The sequence below is a fragment of the Halalkalibacter oceani genome (assembly GCF_023715605.1).
GTDB lineage: Bacteria > Bacillota > Bacilli > Bacillales > Bacillaceae_D > Halalkalibacter > Halalkalibacter oceani.
In genome coordinates, this window is record NZ_JAMBOL010000005.1 from 13,381 (window position 1) to 31,880 (window position 18,500).

General features: G+C 48.4%; 17 protein-coding genes. 16 read left to right on the forward strand and 1 reads right to left on the reverse strand.

Annotated elements, in window-relative coordinates:
* The first annotated feature begins 20 nt into the window (after nucleotides 1-20).
* The 15 genes from M3202_RS07950 (at nucleotide 21) to M3202_RS08020 (ending at nucleotide 16,129) form a co-directional block, all read left to right on the forward strand.
* Nucleotides 21-875, forward strand: a complete 855-nt coding sequence (locus M3202_RS07950) for a DUF72 domain-containing protein (RefSeq protein ID WP_251222821.1) — start codon at nucleotides 21-23, stop codon at nucleotides 873-875.
* 34 nt (nucleotides 876-909) lie between these two features.
* On the forward strand, nucleotides 910-2,280 hold the full coding sequence (locus M3202_RS22550; protein WP_251222822.1) for a bifunctional metallophosphatase/5'-nucleotidase: 1,371 nt from the start codon (nucleotides 910-912) through the stop codon (nucleotides 2,278-2,280).
* Nucleotides 2,281-2,362: 82 nt separating this feature from the next.
* Complete coding sequence (locus M3202_RS07960) at nucleotides 2,363-2,656, forward strand: YunC family protein (protein WP_432805969.1); 294 nt, start codon at nucleotides 2,363-2,365, stop codon at nucleotides 2,654-2,656.
* Nucleotides 2,657-2,901: 245 nt separating this feature from the next.
* A complete protein-coding gene (locus M3202_RS07965) occupies nucleotides 2,902-3,846 on the forward strand; it encodes a thymidylate synthase (RefSeq protein WP_251222824.1) in 945 nt (314 codons plus the stop codon).
* A 343-nt stretch (nucleotides 3,847-4,189) separates the two neighbouring features.
* On the forward strand, nucleotides 4,190-5,020 hold the full coding sequence (locus M3202_RS07970) for a PHP domain-containing protein (protein WP_251222825.1): 831 nt from the start codon (nucleotides 4,190-4,192) through the stop codon (nucleotides 5,018-5,020).
* Nucleotides 5,017-5,814: a sugar phosphate isomerase/epimerase family protein gene (locus M3202_RS07975; protein WP_251193199.1), complete on the forward strand. Its 798-nt coding sequence runs from the start codon at nucleotides 5,017-5,019 to the stop codon at nucleotides 5,812-5,814. The genes M3202_RS07970 and M3202_RS07975 overlap by 4 nt, the downstream gene beginning before the upstream one ends.
* On the forward strand, nucleotides 5,811-6,614 hold the full coding sequence (surE, locus tag M3202_RS07980; protein ID WP_251193198.1) for a 5'/3'-nucleotidase SurE: 804 nt from the start codon (nucleotides 5,811-5,813) through the stop codon (nucleotides 6,612-6,614). The genes M3202_RS07975 and surE overlap by 4 nt, the downstream gene beginning before the upstream one ends.
* Nucleotides 6,611-7,663 (forward strand): ABC transporter substrate-binding protein, encoded by a 1,053-nt coding sequence (locus tag M3202_RS07985; RefSeq protein ID WP_251193197.1) that lies wholly within the window; start codon nucleotides 6,611-6,613, stop codon nucleotides 7,661-7,663. The genes surE and M3202_RS07985 overlap by 4 nt, the downstream gene beginning before the upstream one ends.
* Nucleotides 7,664-7,680: 17 nt before the next feature.
* On the forward strand, nucleotides 7,681-9,411 hold the full coding sequence (locus M3202_RS07990) for an ABC transporter permease (RefSeq protein WP_251222826.1): 1,731 nt from the start codon (nucleotides 7,681-7,683) through the stop codon (nucleotides 9,409-9,411).
* A complete protein-coding gene (locus M3202_RS07995) occupies nucleotides 9,408-10,475 on the forward strand; it encodes an ABC transporter ATP-binding protein (RefSeq protein ID WP_251222827.1) in 1,068 nt (355 codons plus the stop codon). The genes M3202_RS07990 and M3202_RS07995 overlap by 4 nt, the downstream gene beginning before the upstream one ends.
* Before the next feature lie 66 nt (nucleotides 10,476-10,541).
* Nucleotides 10,542-11,027 (forward strand): dihydrofolate reductase, encoded by a 486-nt coding sequence (locus tag M3202_RS08000; RefSeq protein ID WP_251222828.1) that lies wholly within the window; start codon nucleotides 10,542-10,544, stop codon nucleotides 11,025-11,027.
* 77 nt (nucleotides 11,028-11,104) lie between these two features.
* Entirely contained in the window at nucleotides 11,105-11,878 is a 774-nt protein-coding gene (gene yunB / locus M3202_RS08005) for a sporulation protein YunB (protein ID WP_251193193.1), read from the forward strand.
* Nucleotides 11,879-12,169: 291 nt separating this feature from the next.
* Nucleotides 12,170-13,777, forward strand: a complete 1,608-nt coding sequence (locus M3202_RS08010; RefSeq protein ID WP_251222829.1) for a Na+/H+ antiporter NhaC family protein — start codon at nucleotides 12,170-12,172, stop codon at nucleotides 13,775-13,777.
* A gap of 706 nt (nucleotides 13,778-14,483) precedes the next feature.
* Nucleotides 14,484-16,019 (forward strand): sodium-dependent transporter, encoded by a 1,536-nt coding sequence (locus M3202_RS08015; protein WP_251222830.1) that lies wholly within the window; start codon nucleotides 14,484-14,486, stop codon nucleotides 16,017-16,019.
* The gene (locus M3202_RS08020) at nucleotides 16,019-16,129 is read left to right on the forward strand and encodes a methionine/alanine import family NSS transporter small subunit (protein ID WP_251222831.1); all 111 of its coding nucleotides are present in this window, start codon (nucleotides 16,019-16,021) and stop codon (nucleotides 16,127-16,129) included. Before M3202_RS08015 ends, M3202_RS08020 begins: the two co-directional genes overlap by 1 nt.
* A 254-nt stretch (nucleotides 16,130-16,383) precedes the next feature.
* On the opposite strand, the gene M3202_RS08025 is transcribed toward M3202_RS08020, so the two are convergent.
* Complete coding sequence (locus tag M3202_RS08025) at nucleotides 16,384-17,385, reverse strand: M23 family metallopeptidase (protein ID WP_251222832.1); 1,002 nt, start codon at nucleotides 17,383-17,385, stop codon at nucleotides 16,384-16,386.
* Nucleotides 17,386-17,573: 188 nt separating this feature from the next.
* On the opposite strand from M3202_RS08025, the gene lipA reads away from it, so the two are divergent.
* Complete coding sequence (gene lipA, locus M3202_RS08030) at nucleotides 17,574-18,500, forward strand: lipoyl synthase (protein ID WP_251222833.1); 927 nt, start codon at nucleotides 17,574-17,576, stop codon at nucleotides 18,498-18,500.

Below are 18,500 nucleotides of genomic sequence, written 5' to 3' on the forward strand. Positions count from 1 at the left end.
TGGACGAAGGAGAGGATCAGATGATCTATATCGGGGTAACGGGCTGGAACGATCATGATTCCCTTTATGATGGCAGAGGAAAGGGATTGGAGGCCTATGCCGGGCATTTTCCGATTGTTGAACTGGATTCTTCATTTTATGCTATTCAGCCGAGCCGCAATATCGAGAAATGGCTGAAAGAGACACCAAAAAGCTTTCAGTTCATTGTCAAAGCCTATCAGGGAATGACGGGACACCAGCGGGGAATTCAGCCGTATGAGACAAAAGAGGAGATGTTTGAAGCATTTCGCCTTTCGGTTCGGCCGATCGCTGAGGCGGGCAAGCTCGGAATGGTTCTTTGTCAGTTTCCGCCATGGTTTGATTGCAAAAAAGAAAATGTCCAATGGCTGCGCTATGTGAAGCAGGAGCTGAAGGAGTTTCCTCTGGCGCTTGAATTTCGCCACCAATCATGGTTTGCAGAGGGAATGAAGGAAAGAACGTTAGCCTTTATGCAGGAGGAGGGCTGGATTCATAGCATTTGTGACGAGCCCCAGGCCGGAGCCGGTTCCATTCCGACGGTTTTGCAGGCGACTCATCCGGAAAAAACGCTGATCCGCTTACACGGCAGGAACATTCATGGCTGGAACGATCCTGGCAATGGCCGTTGGCGCGAGGTGCGCTATTTATACCGTTACAATGAAGCTGAGCTTTTGGAATGGAAAGAAAACATCAAGAAAGTAGACGAACAAACAAAAGATATATACATTCTGTTTAATAACAACTCGGGGGGAGATGCCGCCGATAACGCCAAGCAAATGATTAATCTGCTGGGGATTGATTATCAGGATCTGGCGCCACGGCAGCTTAATCTCTTCTTTGACGATGGACAAACATAAGAAAGATACAGGTTAGAAGGGGGGCAGCGAGGGAGTGGCTGTAAAACGTCTTACGCTTTTTCATACAAATGATATCCACAGCTGCTTTGAGCATTGGGCACAGGTGGTCGCCCATATTAAAAATCAGCGGGATGAGAACACGCTTTATTTTGATTTAGGCGATCATGCCGACCGGAGCAACCCAGTGACAGAAGCCTCGATTGGTCAAGGAAATACGCGCCTGCTGAATGAAGCGCAAGTTGATTATGTCACGATTGGCAACAACGAAGGGATCACCTTTGCGAAGGAGCAGCTGGAGCACCTTTATGACGAAGCTGCGTTTCCGGTTGTGTTAGCTAATCTGTTTGAGCAAAACGGCCGGCGGCCTGACTGGGTAAGACCGACGGCTTTACATAGATTGGATAACGGGCTGACGGTCGGACTGATTGGCGTGACGGCTCCATTTACAACGTTTTATCAGCAGTTGGGCTGGAGAATTGCTCCGCCGAAGCCTGTGCTAAAAGAGCAGCTCGTCGCGCTGAGGCAAGAAGCGGATATCGTCATTTTGCTTTCTCATCTCGGCTTGTTTCGCGATGAGGAGATTGCGGCTGAATTTGAAGAGATTGATGTGATCATCGGCGCCCATACTCATCATGTGCTGCCGGCAGGTAAACGGGTCGTCGGCACATTGATTGCCCAGGCCGGCAAGTTTGGGGCGTATCTCGGCCAAGTTCAAATTGAATACGATACGGAAAGCCAGCAGGTAGTAGAAAGCGAAGCGACGTTAGTAGACATCAGCAAAAGCCCGGAGGATGAGCGGACGAAGACGCTGTTAGCTGATATGAAGGCCGAAACGGAGCGGCTGTTAGCGGAACAAGTTGCTGTTTTGCCGGAAAGGTTGCCTGTTGACTGGCAGGCAAGAACGAAGGGGACTCAGTTTCTTTGTGATGCGCTGACGGAGTGGTGTGACCAAGAGCTTGGAATGATGCATGCTGGGGTTTTACTCGAAGCGCTTGAAGCGGGCGTGATTACGAAAGGGGATATTCATCGTGTTTGTCCTCATCCGATTAATCCATGTGTCGTGGAATTAACGGGCCGTCAGCTCGAAGAAACAGTGAAAAGAGCCTTTACAAAGGAATTACGCCAGCTGGAGCTGAAAGGATTTGGCTTCCGCGGCAAAGTGCTTGGGCAGATGATTTTTACCGGGATTGAGGTCGACGTGACGGCTGAGTCCGTGCACAGCATTACCATCCTGGGAGAAAAGCTTAGAGCGGACCAGATTTATTCGATTGCCACTCTTGATATGTACACGTTCGGGCATTTGCTTCCAGCAGTGGCAGACTCGGCAACAAAGCGCTATTTTATGCCTGAATTTTTACGGGACATTTTAGCGTGGAAACTAAGTCAACAGTGGGGGAACGCTTAAATCGGCTCACCTTTTTCTGTCATGGTCATATACTGTTTATATAATGACAATGATCAGATGGGGAGTGGGACAGTTGATTGAAATGAACCCAATTCAAATTGAGGAGCAAACTTTTATCGCTGTGACCCTAAAGCTGCCGAAGACGAATTTCATGGCAGTCATGAATGATACAGGCTATATTATGTGCGGAGCATTGGATGTGGCATTACTGAATGAAAAGCTGAAAGAGCGTAAAATTGTGGCGGGCCGTGCGGTTGGAGTGAGAACAATCGAACAGCTGCTTGACGCTCCATTGGAATCGGTGACGCTGGCCGCTGAGGAGCTTGGCATTACGCCGGGAATGCGCGGCAAGGACGCTCTCTTAAAAATGATATAAGCGGGCCTGCCTTCAAAGAGCGATGAAGCCGCTTTGCTGCTAAAAAAATGAAAATTTCACTTTTTCAGCAGCTTCTTTGAAGGCAGCTTTTTTAAATATATTGAGCGGTTCTGTGGATGTTATTCTGACTTCAATCATGTAAACTAAAGGGGACAAGCCTTTTAGGGCTGATGCGAGATTACATAGGGATCAAGGTGAAGTAAGGGCTAATGATGGATTTGATGAAGAGAAGGGATAGGGATACGATGAAGCAATATTTAGAGCTTTGCAACTATGTGCTTGAGCACGGGGTGCGCAAAGAGGATCGGACAGGCACCGGAACGATAAGCGTGTTTGGGTATCAAATGAGGATGAATCTTCAGGACGGCTTTCCATTGCTGACAACGAAACGCGTTCCGTTTCGCTTAGTGGCGACCGAGCTGATCTGGTTTTTGAAAGGCGATACGAATCTTCGTTATTTGCTTGAGCAAAACAATCATATTTGGGATGAGTGGGGCTTTCAAAAATGGGTGGAATCAAAAGAGTATACCGGGCCGGATATGACAAACTTCGGCTTGAGAAGTCAGGAAGACCCCGAGTTTGAACAGCTCTATAAGCAGCAGCTGGCAATTTATCAGCAGCGCGTGTTGGAGGACGACCGCTTTGCTGAGCAATTTGGCGATTTGGGTAACGTGTATGGCAAGCAGTGGCGGAGCTGGGAAGGGGCCGATGGTCAGGTGTATGACCAGATTCAATATATTATTGATGAAATTAAACGCAACCCGGATTCCAGACGGCTGCTATGTAACGCGTGGAGCGCGTCAGAATTGAAAAATCAGCAGCTTCCTCCTTGTCATTACGCTTTCCAATTTTATGTTCATGACGGGAAGCTCAGTTGTATGTTTCAGATGCGTTCAAATGATGTGTTTCTGGGGCTGCCATTTAATATCGCATCCTATGCGCTGTTAACCCATCTGATCGCTCATGAATGCAATCTTGAAGTGGGTGAGCTGATTTACACCGGGGCGGATGTTCATATTTACTCCAATCACATTGAGCAGGTTCAAACGATGCTGGAACGGGAGCCGCGAGCTTTGCCGACCTTGAAGCTGAACCCTGAATTGAAAAGTATTTTTGATGTGGAATGGGACGATCTCGAACTGATTGGCTATGATCCGCATCCGCCGATTAAAGCGCATGTCGCAGTATAAAGAAAAAAGACAAAGGCTGACTCTATCCAAGCTGGAGCGGGACTTGTTTCAAAAGGTGAAAACGAACCTTTTGGGACAAGTCCTTTTTCTGTTTGTGAAGAGGCGTTGTTGTTCTGAATTTTAAAAAAGTGTAAAGACTTTACAAAATATTAATGACGGAAAATTCGATTAATTTATTTCCGGGTTGCTGTAAATGGATTTTTTGTTTTCTCTGTTCTTCTTTACAAATGGTTTAAAAAAATCAACTTTATAATTTTTTTACAAATCTCACAAGGGAGCTTTATAGTAGATTGAAATTTTTCCTGTACTGTAGGGGATGTAAAAGAAAGTGAGGCGACAGAAGATGATCGATTTGCATATGCACAGCACGCATTCAGATGGAGAGCTTTCTCCGGCACAGCTTGTTGAAGAGGCTGCCTCCCTTGGAGTTTCCGTGCTTTCTATTACAGATCATGACGCGGTATCCGCTTATTTCACGGCTAAAGAAACAGCAGAAGCACTTGGGCTTCGTTTGATTTCAGGAATTGAATGCAATACGGATGGAGAACAGGGAGAGCTTCATATTTTAGGATATGCCTTTGATCCCGCACATCAGAGAATGGCTGATTATGTATCGTGGAGACAGGGCGAGAGAATGAAGTGGAGCAAAGCGATTGTTCAAGTATTACAGAAGCTTGGCTACCGGATTGATTGGGAGAATTGCCGGGAAAGAGCCGGAAACGATGTTATCGTTCGTACTCATATCGCCGATGAGTTAGTGGCGCGCGGTTATTTCAACGAGTCTGGACAAGCTTATCAAGCTTTGCTGACCAAAGGGGCTCCTGCCTTTATCGAGCGGGAAGGGTTGACGGCGGCCGAAGCGATCGCGCTTATTCATGAAGCCGGGGGAAAAGCTTTTTTAGCCCACCCTGGAATTTATCGGTGGGAATGGTCGCTGGCGGCGCTGGTGGAGCAGGGGCTTGATGGCATCGAAGTTTATTATTCGCAGCATGATGAGGCAGCGACCGTCTATTGGAATGACATGGCCGATCACTACAGGCTGTTCAAAAGCTGCGGCAGTGATTTTCACGGATATAGCTCCAGAAGCCCATTTCCTCCTGGGTCGGTTGCCTGTCAAAAGGAAGAGCTGATGACCTGGCTTGAAAAGGTGAAAACAAAGGAGGGAGTACGTTGAAGCTGTTGGCCTCATCGACGCTACTATGGGGAAAGGACATTGAGGAAATTGGCGCGGTCGTTTACAACCATAACCTGCGCGGGCTTGAGCTGTGGGCCGAGCAAGTCTGGTTCAGTCAGATGCGGGTCAGAGATATTCGCCGCGTTGCCAGGCGGTTTGACCTGGAGATCACCTTTCATGCGGCAAGCTGGGATTTAAATATTTGTTCGTTAAATGAAGGAATCCGGCGCCAGTCAGTTGAGGAAATTGTCCGCTCGTTCGCGCTTGCCGCTTCGATCGAAGCGACGAATGTCACCGTCCATCCAGGGAGAAGAACGTTGACGGAGGAATGGACAGCGTGGCATGAGGAGGCGCTTCAGAAAAGCCTCGATTATTTAGAAGAGGCCGCCAAAACATATGGCGTCACGCTTTCGCTGGAATTAATGGAGGAAATCAAAAAGGAGTTTGTCACGAGCCCGCTGCAAATCAATCGTTTAGTTGATGGCCGGTCATCCGCTGTACAAACGACGTTTGATGCGGCGCATATTGCACCCGGGAAGGATATACTCGCTACGTTCGCCGAGATGTCGCGAATTAATAAAATTCATCTTAGCGATTCAACAAAAGCGAACTATCATGTCGCCCTCGGGGAAGGGGAACTGTTGCTCGAACGCTTTATCGGACATCTCCAGAGCGGGACATATCCCGTCGTTTTGGAAGGCTATGATACGAGCACGGAAGCGATTCTTCTACAAAAGCATTTGCGTTATTTGAACGCATGTGCACAACCGACTGCAAAGGAGATGAAAAGTTGAAATTTCTTGTCACAAATGATGATGGTATTTTTGCGCCGGGAGTAGAGGCTTTGGTTGAAGTGCTCCAGCATTTCGGCGATATTTATGTCGTATGTCCAGATCAGGAACGAAGCGCGATCAGCCATTCGATAACATTGCGTCAGCCGCTGAAAGCGACGACGGTCACCCTTTTTGGAGCAGGGGTGAAAGCCTGGGCCGTAAACGGAACACCGGCCGATTGTGTCAAACTCGGAGTGGAAGTGCTGGTAAAGGAAAAGCCGGATTTGGTCATATCCGGGATTAATATCGGCCCGAACCTGGGCAGGGACGTCTATTATTCCGGCACGATGGCTGCGGCGGCGGAAGCTTCCCTGTTGCAAATTCCGGCGATCGCCGTTTCGCTCGACAGGCTGCAAACAAAAGATACGAGCTTTCAAATGCCGAAACGGCTGCTCTACGAGGTGATCGAACCTTTGCTTTCCAACCGGATTCCGCCGGGCGTCTTCGTTAATGTTAACCTTCCATATTTGGAAAAACACGCCTGCTCCGGCATTAAGGTCGTCCCGTTGGATTTGTCGGTCAGCCGTTATAAATATGTCGGCTTAAATGACCCGTATGGCCAGGTGTATTACTGGCTGAAAGATCATATCGGTCAGCTTACTGAATTTGAAGAGGAAGGCGATTTTGCGAAATTAAAAGCAGGCTATGTCACCGTTACCCCATTAGAAGGCAAAGTTAGTCAAAAAAAGCATGTGCGCAGATTTGAAAAATGGTTCTCGAATCATAAATTACACTTTTCTAAGGAGGAAACATTCTCATGAAACGCTTTATTTATTCAGTCGCAGCTTTTTCAATCCTAGTGCTTGGAGCGTGTGGAGGGGCGGATACGCCGGAGACAACAGAAGACCTATCTACTGAAGAAACGCAGGCTGCCACTGAGGCAGAGGGCGCCATCTCAGGGACATTGGAGTTTTATACGTCTCAGCCGGACAGCGATGCCACAGCGCTTGTCGCAGCATTTAATGAGGCCTATCCTGAAGTCGAAGTAAACGTCTTTCGCTCAGGAACGGAAGAGGTGATGAGTAAAATCGCCGCAGAAAGTCAGGCGGGAGATATTCAGGCGGATGTCCTTCTTGTCGCTGATGCCGTCACATTTGAAACATTGAAGGAGCAGGATCTGCTTTTAGCGTATCAATCACCGGAAGCCGAGTTTATTCCGGCTGATTTGCTTGATCCCGATGGAATGTATGCGGGGACAAAGGTAATGGCGACGGTGCTGGCGGCGAACACAGCCAATGACGGCGAGCTGCCGGCTTCATGGAGCGTGCTGACGGAAGAGGAAGCAAAAGGGCAGGCGATTATGCCAAGTCCGCTTTATTCAGGAGCAGCAGCCTATAATGTTGGCGTGTTGAGCCGGCAGGATCAATTCGGCTGGTCGTTTTTTGAAGGACTTCACGAAAATGAAATGACGGTCGTGCAAGGAAACGGCGCCGTCCTGCAAGCTGTCGCCAGCGGCGAAAAATCATATGGCGTCGTCGTTGACTTCATGGTTGCCCGCGCCAAGGCGGAAGGGTCTCCGGTTGATCTTGTTTATCCGGAAGAAGGTGTGCCGGTTATTACAGAACCGATTGGCATTATGAGCAACACTGAAAATGAAGAGGCGGCGAAAGCCTTTGTCGATTTCGTTCTGTCAGAAGAAGGACAACTTGTCGCTGCTGAACTTGGCTATACGCCGATCCGTGAAGGAGTGGACGCTCCGGAAGGATTGAAGCCGATTAGTGAGATGAACGTCATTTCCCATGATATTCGTGAACTGCTTGAAACACGTGAAGCAGACAAGCAAGCGTTTATCGACATATTCGGCGAGTAAGACGAGAGAGGTGTACTATGGCTGAACAACATGTGCAAGGAAGATGGTCTGTTCGATCTTCCTTCTTTTTTCCTTTGGATATCCGCAAAACCATTTGGTTGATTGTCTGTCTTAGTCTTATTTTCTTCCTGTTTGTCTGGCCGGTGTTCCGTCTGGTCGCTCTGAGCTTTGTGACGGATGGAAGCGCCTTTGCCAACTATTCAACGATCTTTCAGGAAGCGAGAACGTGGAAAATAGTATCGAATACCGGCCTGGTCGTCGCGGGATCAACGATCATCGCGCTAGTGATGGGAGTCGCTTCCGCCTGGCTTGTCGCCTACAGCGACATTCGCGCGAAAAAGTGGCTGCACGTCCTTGTCCTGCTCCCGTTTATCATTCCTTCGTACATCATCACCCTTTCCTGGACGCAGTTCTTAAGCAGCAACAGCCTGGCGGCGCGCCTGCTGGCGTTATTGCCCGGACAGCTTGAGCCGTTGAATCTGTACAGCCATACAGGCATCATTCTTGTTCTCGGATTGTCGCATTATCCCCTTGTTTTCCTATTGACGATGAGCGTGTTAAAACGGATTCCCCGCGAGCTGGAATGGGCGGTGCGTTCATCCGGAGGAAACAGCTGGACCGTTTTTCGCAAAGTGACGTTTCCGCTTGCGCTGCCCGGTGTGGCCAGCGGCGGACTGCTTGCCTTTCTCGCCAATTTGGACAACTTCGGCATCCCGGCATTTCTCGGTATTCCGGCGAATATTACCGTCTTGAGCACAGCGATTTATCAGGAAATCGCCGGCTTCGGCCCGAGCGCCTTTTCCCGGGCGGCGACGTTTTCGGTTCTGTTGGGAATCATCGCCCTAGTAGCGACGGCCGGTCAATGGCTGCTGCTGCGCAAAGCGAAAACAGGGGAGAACAGTGAAATTGACGATAAGCCCCGCTTTTCGTTGGGGGCCTGGCGACCGGTAGTGGAGTTGCTGCTGTGGGGCTTTCTCCTGTTGATTAGTATCGTTCCGCTTTTTTCGATGTTCGGATCGTCGCTGATCCGCGCGTACGGACTGCCGTTTTCATTCGAAAATCTAACCTTGCAGCATTATCAGTTTGTCCTGTTTGAGCATGAAAAAGTGCGCGGGGCGTTGCTGAACAGTGTGAAGCTTGCCGTTAGCACAGGCGTGATTTGTTTAGTGATTGGAACGGCGATTGCTTATTACCGGTTGCGAAAAAGAAATGTCGTCAGCAAAATTATCGAATTGGCGGTCGGCTTACCGTATGCGTTACCCGGCATGGTCCTTGCTTTAGCGATGATTCTGGCATGGATGCAGCCAATTCCGGGCTGGAATCCAGGAATTTACGGCAGCATCTGGATTTTGTTTATAGCTTACGTGACGCGTTTTATGATTCTTCAGGTGCGCGGCAGTATGACGGCGATGTCGCAAATTGCGCCGGCGATGGAGGAAGCCGCTCATATGGCCGGGGCGGGGACGCTTGTCAAATGGCGTTCGATCATGCTTCCGCTTCTGCTGCCGGGATTGTTGAGCGGAGCCTTTCTGGTTGTGCTGACGACGCTGACTGAACTGACCGTGTCCGCTCTTTTATGGTCGAGCGGCTCTGAAACGATTGGGCTGATGATCTTCAATTTTGAGCAGGCGGGCTATACGACTCATTCAACAGCGTTTTCAAGCTTGATTGTCGTGATGATGCTGGTCGTAACCGGCTTGCTCGCGGGAATGCAAAAGCTTTATGAAAAAAGGGTGAGAAAAGCATGAGTACAGTTTTGGCAAATGTATCGAAAAAATTTGGTGACGTCTCCGCCTTGGCACCAATTGACTTGGCGATTGAAGAGGGGAAATTTATTGCGATCTTAGGTCCGTCCGGCTGCGGGAAAACGACGCTGCTGCGTCTGCTGGCCGGATTTGAAGCGCCGACGACGGGGGAAATAAGAATGAACGGCCAGCAGGTCGCCCATCCAGCACGGGTGACTCCGCCGGAAAAACGCAACATCGGGATGGTCTTTCAATCCTTTGCGCTTTGGCCGCATTTAAAGGTTAAAGAGCAGATTCAGTTTCCTTTAAAGCATCACCGGTTCACTCCCGCGCATTTGAAGAAGCGGGCGAAGGAACGAGTCGAGGAAATGCTCGAGATTGTCGGCTTGCAGGAGTATGGAGAGCGGATGCCTAATGAGCTGTCAGGCGGGCAGAAGCAGCGGGTGGCGATCGCTCGTGCTTTGGCGCCGCAGCCGGCCCTGCTGTTGATGGATGAGCCGTTGAGCAGCCTTGATGCCGAGCTGCGCATGGATTTGCGTCAGGAGATTCAAACGATTCACCGGCTAGTGAAAACGTCAATCGTCTATGTGACTCATGACCAGGCCGAAGCCTTGGCGATGGCCGACGAAATTGTCGTGATGCGCGCCGGCCGGATTGAACAGGTTGGTACACCGGAACAAATCTATACCCAGCCCGCTACTCCGTTTGTGGCGACTTTTGTCGGAAAAGCGAATTTGATTAAAGGAAGCTGGTATGGCGATCAATTCAAGCCGTTCGGTGACGAGGCGGTCATCTGGCAGTCAAGTACGATTTCTCCGCAGATTCGGAAGCAGGGGTACTTTCCGGTACGGCCGGAGCAATTTGCGCTTGATAAGACAGGCTCCGGGATAACAGGCATTGTTCGGAATGTGATGTTTCAAGGCAAAGAATTTCATTATTCAGTCGAGCTGAATGGTGAACTGATCACGGTTCATACCGACCAGTTGCAGCGCTATTCGCCCGGTGATGAGGTCGTTGTTAAGCTGAACCAGGCCGTCTCATTGGAGAAGCATGTCAGCCTCGTTTAAGCGAGGGACTTCTACTCATTTTCCAGCCAATATGATACGATATGTGAAAATGAAGGAGTGGTAACGATGCTGTCTTATATTGTTGCGATGGATCAGAACCGGGCGATCGGAAAAGAAAATCAGCTGCCGTGGCATTTACCGGCTGATTTGCAATACTTTAAGCGAGTAACGACCGGCCACCCGATTGTTATGGGGAGGAAAACGTACCAATCGATTGGCCGGCCATTGCCAAAGCGCCGGAATGTAGTGATGACGCGTGACCGCGGCTTTGTGGCGGAAGGGTGCGAAGTCGTTCATGAACGTGAGCAGGTGATGGCGCTCAGCCGGGAGGGAGAGGAGTTTTTTGTGATTGGCGGAAGTGAGCTCTTCCAGCTTTTTTGGCATGATGTCGACCGGCTGTATGTCACGCTTATTCATGAGACTTTTGCGGCCGATACATTTTTCCCCCTGATTGATGAAGAGGAGTGGCGTCTGATCTCCTCGGTTGCCGGACAGCGTGATGAAAAAAATTGCTACGATCATGATTTTCTTGTCTATGAGCGGGCGAAGTAAGCACTAAACAGAAAAAGAATCTTATCAAACTCTCTTTGCTTCGTGCATATACTTGTCAGCAAAGGGGGTTTTTTAGCATGAGAGCACCCAAAAGAAGCAGACCCCAATCTAGAAAAGGTCCGCTCCCGTTTCGCTATGTATTACTGCTTTCATTTATTATTTTTGTTCTTTTAACTGTACTAGGGTTGTGGGTTATTGAAAAAGGAATTCGACCAACGCTTGTACATATAGCGACGACGGAAGCGCGGGTGATTGCGACAAAAGCGATTAATGACGCTGTCAATAAAAAGATCAGCACCGATCTGAATCAGGAAGAGTTATTTATTATTCAGTACGATGCTGATGGAATGGTGACAAGTGTCCAGCCGAATACTCAAATTTATAATCGTGTTGTGTCAGAGGCGACAGGCAGGGTGCAACGGCACTTGAAGGCAATTGAGCGCGGAGAAGCCTTTGATATTTCATTTGATGAGGGGGAGAGTAAGGACGATCTTTTAAGTTCAGCCGAAGGTGGGATTATTTATAGCATTCCATTGGGGCAGGCGACAAATAATGCATTGCTTGCTCAGTTAGGGCCACAAGTTCCAGTGCGGTTTTCAGCTATTGGTGACGTAAAAACGGATTTGAACTTGCAGGTGGAAAATATCGGTATTAACAATACGAAAATTACCCTTGCGTTTGATATGATCGTTGATGCAAAGATTGTCATTCCTTTTGCGACAAATACCGAAGCGGTGAAAACAACGATTCCGATTGGCGTCATGACAACGTCAGGGAAAGTGCCGGATGTGTATTCAGAAGGTGGAATGATTATTCCGTCTGATACACCGACATCGGGCAGCGGTCAATAGTCTTGTCAACCTTTGGGGCAATATGTTAATATGTTAAATTGGTTGTATATGATATGTGACTGACATCGTATATTCTTGCGGTTTGCTAACCATGATAAGAATAGAAGATTCTCCGGCGGGAAATTAGCCGTAACAGGTTTCCTTGCCGGAGAAAGGACGGCTTGTGATAAGTCCTTTTATCGTTGTAAAGAAAGCCGATGTAATGGAAAAGGACACTTGCGTGTTAAGCAGCAGGAGTGGGTGACCATTGCTGCTTTTTTTGTGCCAAAAAGAAGTGGAGGTAGATGTGAGATGGAAGTAACGGTATGGTCCCTCGTGCCGCCCGTTCTGGCTCTTGTTATGGTCATTCTGACCAGGCGAGTGCTACTCTCTTTAGGAATGGGAATTGTGGTCGGTGCGTTAATGCTGCACCAATTTAATCCGATGCAAGCGCTCACGAATATTTATGGAATTGTGATGGGGATTATTTTCGATTACGGCGAGGTTGAGCCGCTGACGATCGTCGGGATCACCCAGGCTGTTTTCCAAAACGGCTTTGCCCTCAACACGTGGGAGTTTTTTATTATTTTGTTTCTGCTGCTGCTCGGTATGATGGCGGCGCTGGTAACGCGATCCGGAGGAAGCAGAGCCTTTGGGGAATGGGCGATGAAGCACGTAAAGACAAGAATGGGCGCGCAAGTATTAACGGTGTTTTTAGGCATTTTAATTTTTATTGATGATTATTTTAACAGCCTGACCGTTGGAAATGTAAGTCGCCCATTAACGGACCGGCACCGGATTTCACGGGCCAAGCTGGCTTACCTCGTTGATTCGACCGCTGCGCCGATGTGTGTCATTGCGCCAATTTCGAGCTGGGGAGCTTATATTATTACAATTATCGCCGGGATTCTGGCAACTCATGGGGTGACGGAGTATGAGGCGCTCCAGGCTTTTCTTATCATGATCCCAATGAATGTGTATGCCTGGATTGCGATCGGTCTTGTGCTGGCTGTCGCTTGGTTTAATTTAAATATTGGTTCGATGCGGACCCATGAGGAACGGGCGTTGAAAACGGGGGAACTGGTCGATCCGACAGCCGGCCCGATACCGGGAGCACAGGATGAAATTACAGCAAACGAGAAGGGGACGGTTGGTGATTTGATCTGGCCGATCGTCGGCCTCGTCGCGGCGACGGTTTTCTTCATGGTGATGACAGGCGTCCAGGCAACAGAGGGAGCTTTGACGATACTGGCTGTATTTGAAAATACAGATGTGGCCGCTTCGCTTGTCTATGGCGGTATTGTCGGGCTGCTTATTGCGTTGCTCTTAAATATGCGAAATCCGAGTGGAGGGACAAGCCTGACAAAGGCCTTGCTGCTCGGTATCCAATCGATGCTCCCGGCGATTTACATTCTTTTCTTCGCCTGGACGATTATTTCGATTATTGATGATTTAGGGACGGGACAATATTTGGCTTCAATTGTCGATGGAACGATCTCACCGGTATTTTTACCGCTTTTGTTATTTTTGATAGCAGGGTTCGCTGCTTTTTCAACTGGCACATCGTGGGGAACGTTTAGTCTGTTATTGCCGATTGCCGGCGAAATGGCGGCCGTCATCGACATTACCATGATGCTGCCGATGCTGGCGGCGGTATTGGCGGGAGCGATTTTCGGTGATCATTGTTCGCCGATATCGGATACGACCATTTTGTCGTCGACCGGAGCTGGAAGCCATCATATCGACCATGTGATGACCCAGCTGCCTTATGCGCTCATTGCCGCTGCGATCTCGTTATTGGCTTATTTCGTGCTCGGCCTGACAGGCAGCGTATGGCTTTGTACGGCAACAGCAGCATTGCTCCTTATCATTAGTATCGTCATCCTGCGTAAAATGTCACAAGGGGTGGCTAAAGGCTAATTTGAAAGGCTGAAGGAATCTGGGGAGAAGGCGCTTTTCTCTAGATTCCTTTTATTTTGTAGAAGAAAGAAAAAATGTTCAGACCGTAGACAAAATGCCTTTGCGAAGGAACGCTCAAAGGCATTTTACGTGAATTCGTTCATCGTCTGTTGATGATACGGAATGGGTGAGCATAGTTCTTTCCGAATGTGGAAAAGGGAAGGGGCTAGCTATCCTCGAATCCAAGCCTTTAATAACCAGCGATACGCCAGCTCAAAGCGGACGGGATGGGAGGCCGACTCCTGCAGGAGGGAAGGGCTGGTGGAAATCCACCGGCGGAGCCGGTTAGTTCCACGCCCGCCTGCGGAAAGCGTGCCCCCATCCCGGGAGCGGATTCAAAGCAACTTATCATCGCAACTTTCTTTACCTGCAATCAGCCAGTCGACAGGCTGATATGTCTATATTTCGTCATTTCCCTGAAAAAAATTTTGACAAATTTCGCAAGAATTATTATAATGGAATAACGAATTGTCTGAATATTGTCGAAGGGAGTTAGGGGATATCTACTGTTAATGCGCTTCTTTACAGCAAAGTAGCAAAGTGTTAAAGAAAGCAAATAATTTTCAAATAATTTTGACAAAAAGTATTCAAGCACTTATACTAATGTTGTAATTTTTTGAATATTTATGGAAAGAAAGACGAAAAAAATGTGAAAGGAGAATGAACAATGAATGCAAGAGAGCAGTGGGGAACACGTGCCGGGTTCATTTTAGCCGCGATTGGATCGGCTGTCGGACTAGGTAACATTTGGCGGTTCCCATATGTAGCGTATGAGAATGGAGGGGGGGCTTTTTTCTTACCGTATTTATTTGCACTTCTTACTGCCGGTATTCCGCTCTTAATTATGGAATTTACGCTCGGCCATAAATATCGTGGCTCCGCTCCGTTGTCGTATGCGCGTTTTACTAAAAAAGCTGAATGGATCGGCTGGTGGCAGGTCGCGATTTCCTTTGTCATCGCAACGTATTATGCGGTTATTATTGCTTGGGCGATCTCGTATACGTTTTTCGCGTTTAATCAAAGCTGGGGAGAGGACACGGGCGGCTTCCTGATGGGCGAATATTTACAGCGCGTTGATATCGTTTCGGGAGGAGCGCCTGGGGATTTCGGCTCGCTTGTTCCGGGAGTACTTATTCCTCTCATTGTCGTCTGGATTATTACCCTCGGTGTGTTATTTAAAGGGGTTAAGCGCGGGATTGAAGTCGCGAACCGAATTTTCATTCCGTTGCTCGTTGTAATGTTCTTATTAATTGTTATTCGTGCGGTCACGCTTGAAGGGGCCCTTGACGGCCTAAACGCATTCTTCAGACCGGACTGGGCGGAAATTATGTCGCCGGGAGTCTGGGTGGCTGCTTATGGCCAAATTTTCTTTAGTTTGTCAATTGCGTTTGCGATTATGATTACTTATTCAAGTTATTTGCCGAAGAAAGCCGATATTAACAACAATGCCTTTATTACGGGCTTCAGTAATTCAAGCTTTGAGCTATTAGCAGGGATCGGGGTTTTTGCCGCGCTCGGCTTTATGGCAAGTGCCTCTGGTACAACAGTTGCTGATGTGGCGGATGCCGGTATCGGACTTGCGTTTGTCGTCTTTCCGGAGATCATTAATACGTTCCCGGGGTTTAACGGGTTCTTCGGTGTTCTCTTCTTCGGGTCACTCGTCTTGGCGGGCTTATCCTCGCTCATTTCAATCGTTGAAACGTTTATTTCCGGTCTTCAGGATAAGTTCCAGATTTCCCGGGCGAAAGCGGTCGCTTTCGGTGGCGGTCTCTCTGCTTTAATTTCTTTACTGTATGCGACACAGGGAGGTCTGTTCTTCTTAGATGCGGCGGACTACTTTATTAATCAGTTCGGTGTTGCCCTAGCCGGTCTTGTCTCTGTAATTGCCGTAGCATGGTTTGTGAAAGGCTTGCCGACATTACAAAATCATGCCAATGGCGTTTCCGATTTCCGCACAGGTGCGTGGTGGAAAGTATGTCTTGGTGTCATTACCCCGTTTGTATTAGGGTATATGTTTATTCAAAACACGGTTATCAACCTGACATCGAATTATGAAGATTACCCGACTTCATTCCTGCTTGTTTCCGGCTGGGGCGTTGCGCTCGGAGCGATTATTGTCGGCTTTATTTTAGCGGCGTTTAAATGGAAAAAATCAGCTCTTGAGCTTCCGGCAGAGCAATCTGAAAAAGGGGTGGATCAATAATGAGCGGAAGTGCAATCGTGATGATGATTATCGGGATGGTTGTCATATGGGGCGGAATGGGTCTAAGCATTGCCAACGCCGTCAAAGTAGCGAAAGAGAAAAAACAATAAAAGCTTTAGGCGAAAGGTTGATTTTCACCTTCTGCCCAGCCTGTCGACAAAGTCTCGCAAAGCGAGACGATCGACAGGCTTTTTGGGTATAAAGGATTTGTCACGATCCAGAGCTTCGAATCCGCTCCCGCGAAAGCGAAGACTATTTCAGGAGCGGCGGATTCCCCTCTTTTCATTTGTTCGGATAGTCAGATAGAAAATACGTTTGACCAAGCAGCGTTATGTCTACGGTCTGGGATGACTCGACGAGCGAGTCATCCTCTTTTTAATTTTCGGTAATCCTGTCTTTCCCATGCCTTTAAATAAGGGTACGGGTCAAACGACCATTCGGTATAGCCGTTATCGCGGTACATGCCGTAATGGAGATGCGGCGGGAATTTCCCTTGAGTTCCGGGCTTTCCATAGCCGGAGCTTCCGCAATAGCCAATCACATCGCCGGGAGAGACGATGCTGCCGACCTCGACCCCTTTTTCAAAACCGCTTAAATGAGCGAAGTAATGATAAATATTATCTAAGTCACGGATTCCGATGCGCCAGCCTCCGTATTTATTCCAGCCTAAAATTTCAACTCGGCCATAAGCCGTCGCCCGAATTGGCACATTGTAGCCGGCAAAAATGTCGGTTCCCTCGTGAATCCGTCTACCTCCCCAGCCCCGCTTATCTCCCCATGTGTTGCGGTAGCTGTAAGTGGAACGGATCGGCATCGGAAAAGCATGATCATCAAGGTCAAGAGTTTCAAAATGCTTATACACTTTTGAGTGGCCATCAATGATGTTGACCGATTGCTCACGCTGATATTTTTCCCATAAGGCAATGCGGAAATCCTGCTCCGCGAAGCCATATCGCTCAAGAAAATGGGCGAGTGTATAAAGCACATCTTCATCATTTGTCCGTTCCGCCAGGCCATCGCCGTCCCCATCAAGTCCGACTCCGCCGAACAACTGGATGGAAAGTGGGTTCGTATCAGCCGGATCCGGGTTAAGCGGTCCGGCCCATTCTTCCTCTGTATAGAAAATCGATATGACCCCTTCTTCACGCGGCCGGTTTTTCAATGTCCGGCGCAAGCCGCGCTCAAACGTATCGACCGCGGCCAAATAGTGCCAGGGAATGCTCGTCAGCGCTTCTGCTTTCTGATAAAGCTCCATTCTTTTCTCGTATTTTTGCTCAGCTGTTAATTCATCTTTCGTCTCGGCTGAAACAGGAGAAGAAAGCATGAGACAAGAGACAATAAGGGATAATAGGGCTAACTGCTTCATGCTGCTGTCTGCTCCTTTCCTGGAATAAGTATAACGATCAGATTTTTTCTGTCACCTTGTAGTGTGAGGTAAAGGCGCCCAAAAGATTGGTGTGAATCATTGGAAATTGAAGCGGCTGTTTGGTCATTTTGTTTGAATCATGATAAAGTAGAGAAAGAATACAAGCAATGCTGGATGGAGTGAACGAAATGGCAAAAAAAGAAGAACATCTTCGCAAGCCGGATTGGCTTAAAATTAAACTAAATACAAATGAATCCTATACAGGCTTGAAAAAAATGATGAGAGAGAAAAATTTACATACAGTCTGTGAAGAAGCGCGTTGTCCAAACATTCATGAATGCTGGGCTGTCCGCAAAACAGCGACCTTCATGATTTTAGGAGATGTGTGTACGAGAGCCTGCCGCTTTTGCGCTGTGAAAACCGGCTTGCCGAATGAGCTTGATTTGCAGGAACCGGAACGCGTTGCCGATTCTGTTGAAACGATGGGCTTGAAGCATGTCGTCATCACGGCTGTAGCCAGAGATGATTTAAAGGATGGCGGGGCCGGGGTTTTTGCGGAAACAGTCCGGGCGATCAGAAGACGAAATCCTTTCTGTACGATTGAAGTACTCCCATCTGATATGCTTGGGGGCTATGACAATTTAAAAACGCTGATGGATGCCCGTCCTAATATCATGAACCATAATATTGAGACGGTAAAACGGCTGACTCCACGAGTGAGAGCACGGGCGACATATGAGCGCTCTTTAGAGTTTCTGCGCCGTGCGAAAGAAATGCATCCTGACATTCCGACTAAGTCAAGCTTAATGATCGGGCTTGGTGAAACGAAGGAAGAAATTATTGAAACGATGGACGATCTAAGAGCGGTTGATGTAGATATTATGACAATCGGTCAGTACCTTCAGCCGACAAAGAAACATTTGAAGGTGCAAAAGTATTATCATCCGGATGAATTTGCCGAGTTAAAGGAAATCGCCTTAAGCAAGGGCTTCAGCCATTGTGAAGCCGGACCTTTAGTGCGTTCTTCTTACCATGCGGATGAGCAGGTAAATGAAGCGCAGGTTCGTGCGGAAGCGGTCAAGGCTGCGCAAAAAGAAGACGTGACAAGTCGATAA

Excerpts from the sequence above, each read along its gene's own strand:
- M3202_RS07950 (WP_251222821.1), top strand. The coding sequence starts at position 21 with ATGATCTATATCGGGGTAACGGGCTGGAACGATCATGATTCCCTTTAT.
- M3202_RS07960 (WP_432805969.1), top strand. The coding sequence starts at position 2,363 with ATGAACCCAATTCAAATTGAGGAGCAAACTTTTATCGCTGTGACCCTA.
- M3202_RS07965 (WP_251222824.1), top strand. The coding sequence starts at position 2,902 with ATGAAGCAATATTTAGAGCTTTGCAACTATGTGCTTGAGCACGGGGTG.
- M3202_RS07970 (WP_251222825.1), top strand. The coding sequence starts at position 4,190 with ATGATCGATTTGCATATGCACAGCACGCATTCAGATGGAGAGCTTTCT.
- M3202_RS07985 (WP_251193197.1), top strand. The coding sequence starts at position 6,611 with ATGAAACGCTTTATTTATTCAGTCGCAGCTTTTTCAATCCTAGTGCTT.
- M3202_RS07990 (WP_251222826.1), top strand. The coding sequence starts at position 7,681 with ATGGCTGAACAACATGTGCAAGGAAGATGGTCTGTTCGATCTTCCTTC.
- M3202_RS07995 (WP_251222827.1), top strand. The coding sequence starts at position 9,408 with ATGAGTACAGTTTTGGCAAATGTATCGAAAAAATTTGGTGACGTCTCC.
- M3202_RS08000 (WP_251222828.1), top strand. The coding sequence starts at position 10,542 with ATGCTGTCTTATATTGTTGCGATGGATCAGAACCGGGCGATCGGAAAA.
- yunB (WP_251193193.1), top strand. The coding sequence starts at position 11,105 with ATGAGAGCACCCAAAAGAAGCAGACCCCAATCTAGAAAAGGTCCGCTC.
- M3202_RS08010 (WP_251222829.1), top strand. The coding sequence starts at position 12,170 with ATGGAAGTAACGGTATGGTCCCTCGTGCCGCCCGTTCTGGCTCTTGTT.
- M3202_RS08015 (WP_251222830.1), top strand. The coding sequence starts at position 14,484 with ATGAATGCAAGAGAGCAGTGGGGAACACGTGCCGGGTTCATTTTAGCC.
- M3202_RS08020 (WP_251222831.1), top strand. The coding sequence starts at position 16,019 with ATGAGCGGAAGTGCAATCGTGATGATGATTATCGGGATGGTTGTCATA.
- M3202_RS08025 (WP_251222832.1), bottom strand. The coding sequence starts at position 17,385 with ATGAAGCAGTTAGCCCTATTATCCCTTATTGTCTCTTGTCTCATGCTT.
- lipA (WP_251222833.1), top strand. The coding sequence starts at position 17,574 with ATGGCAAAAAAAGAAGAACATCTTCGCAAGCCGGATTGGCTTAAAATT.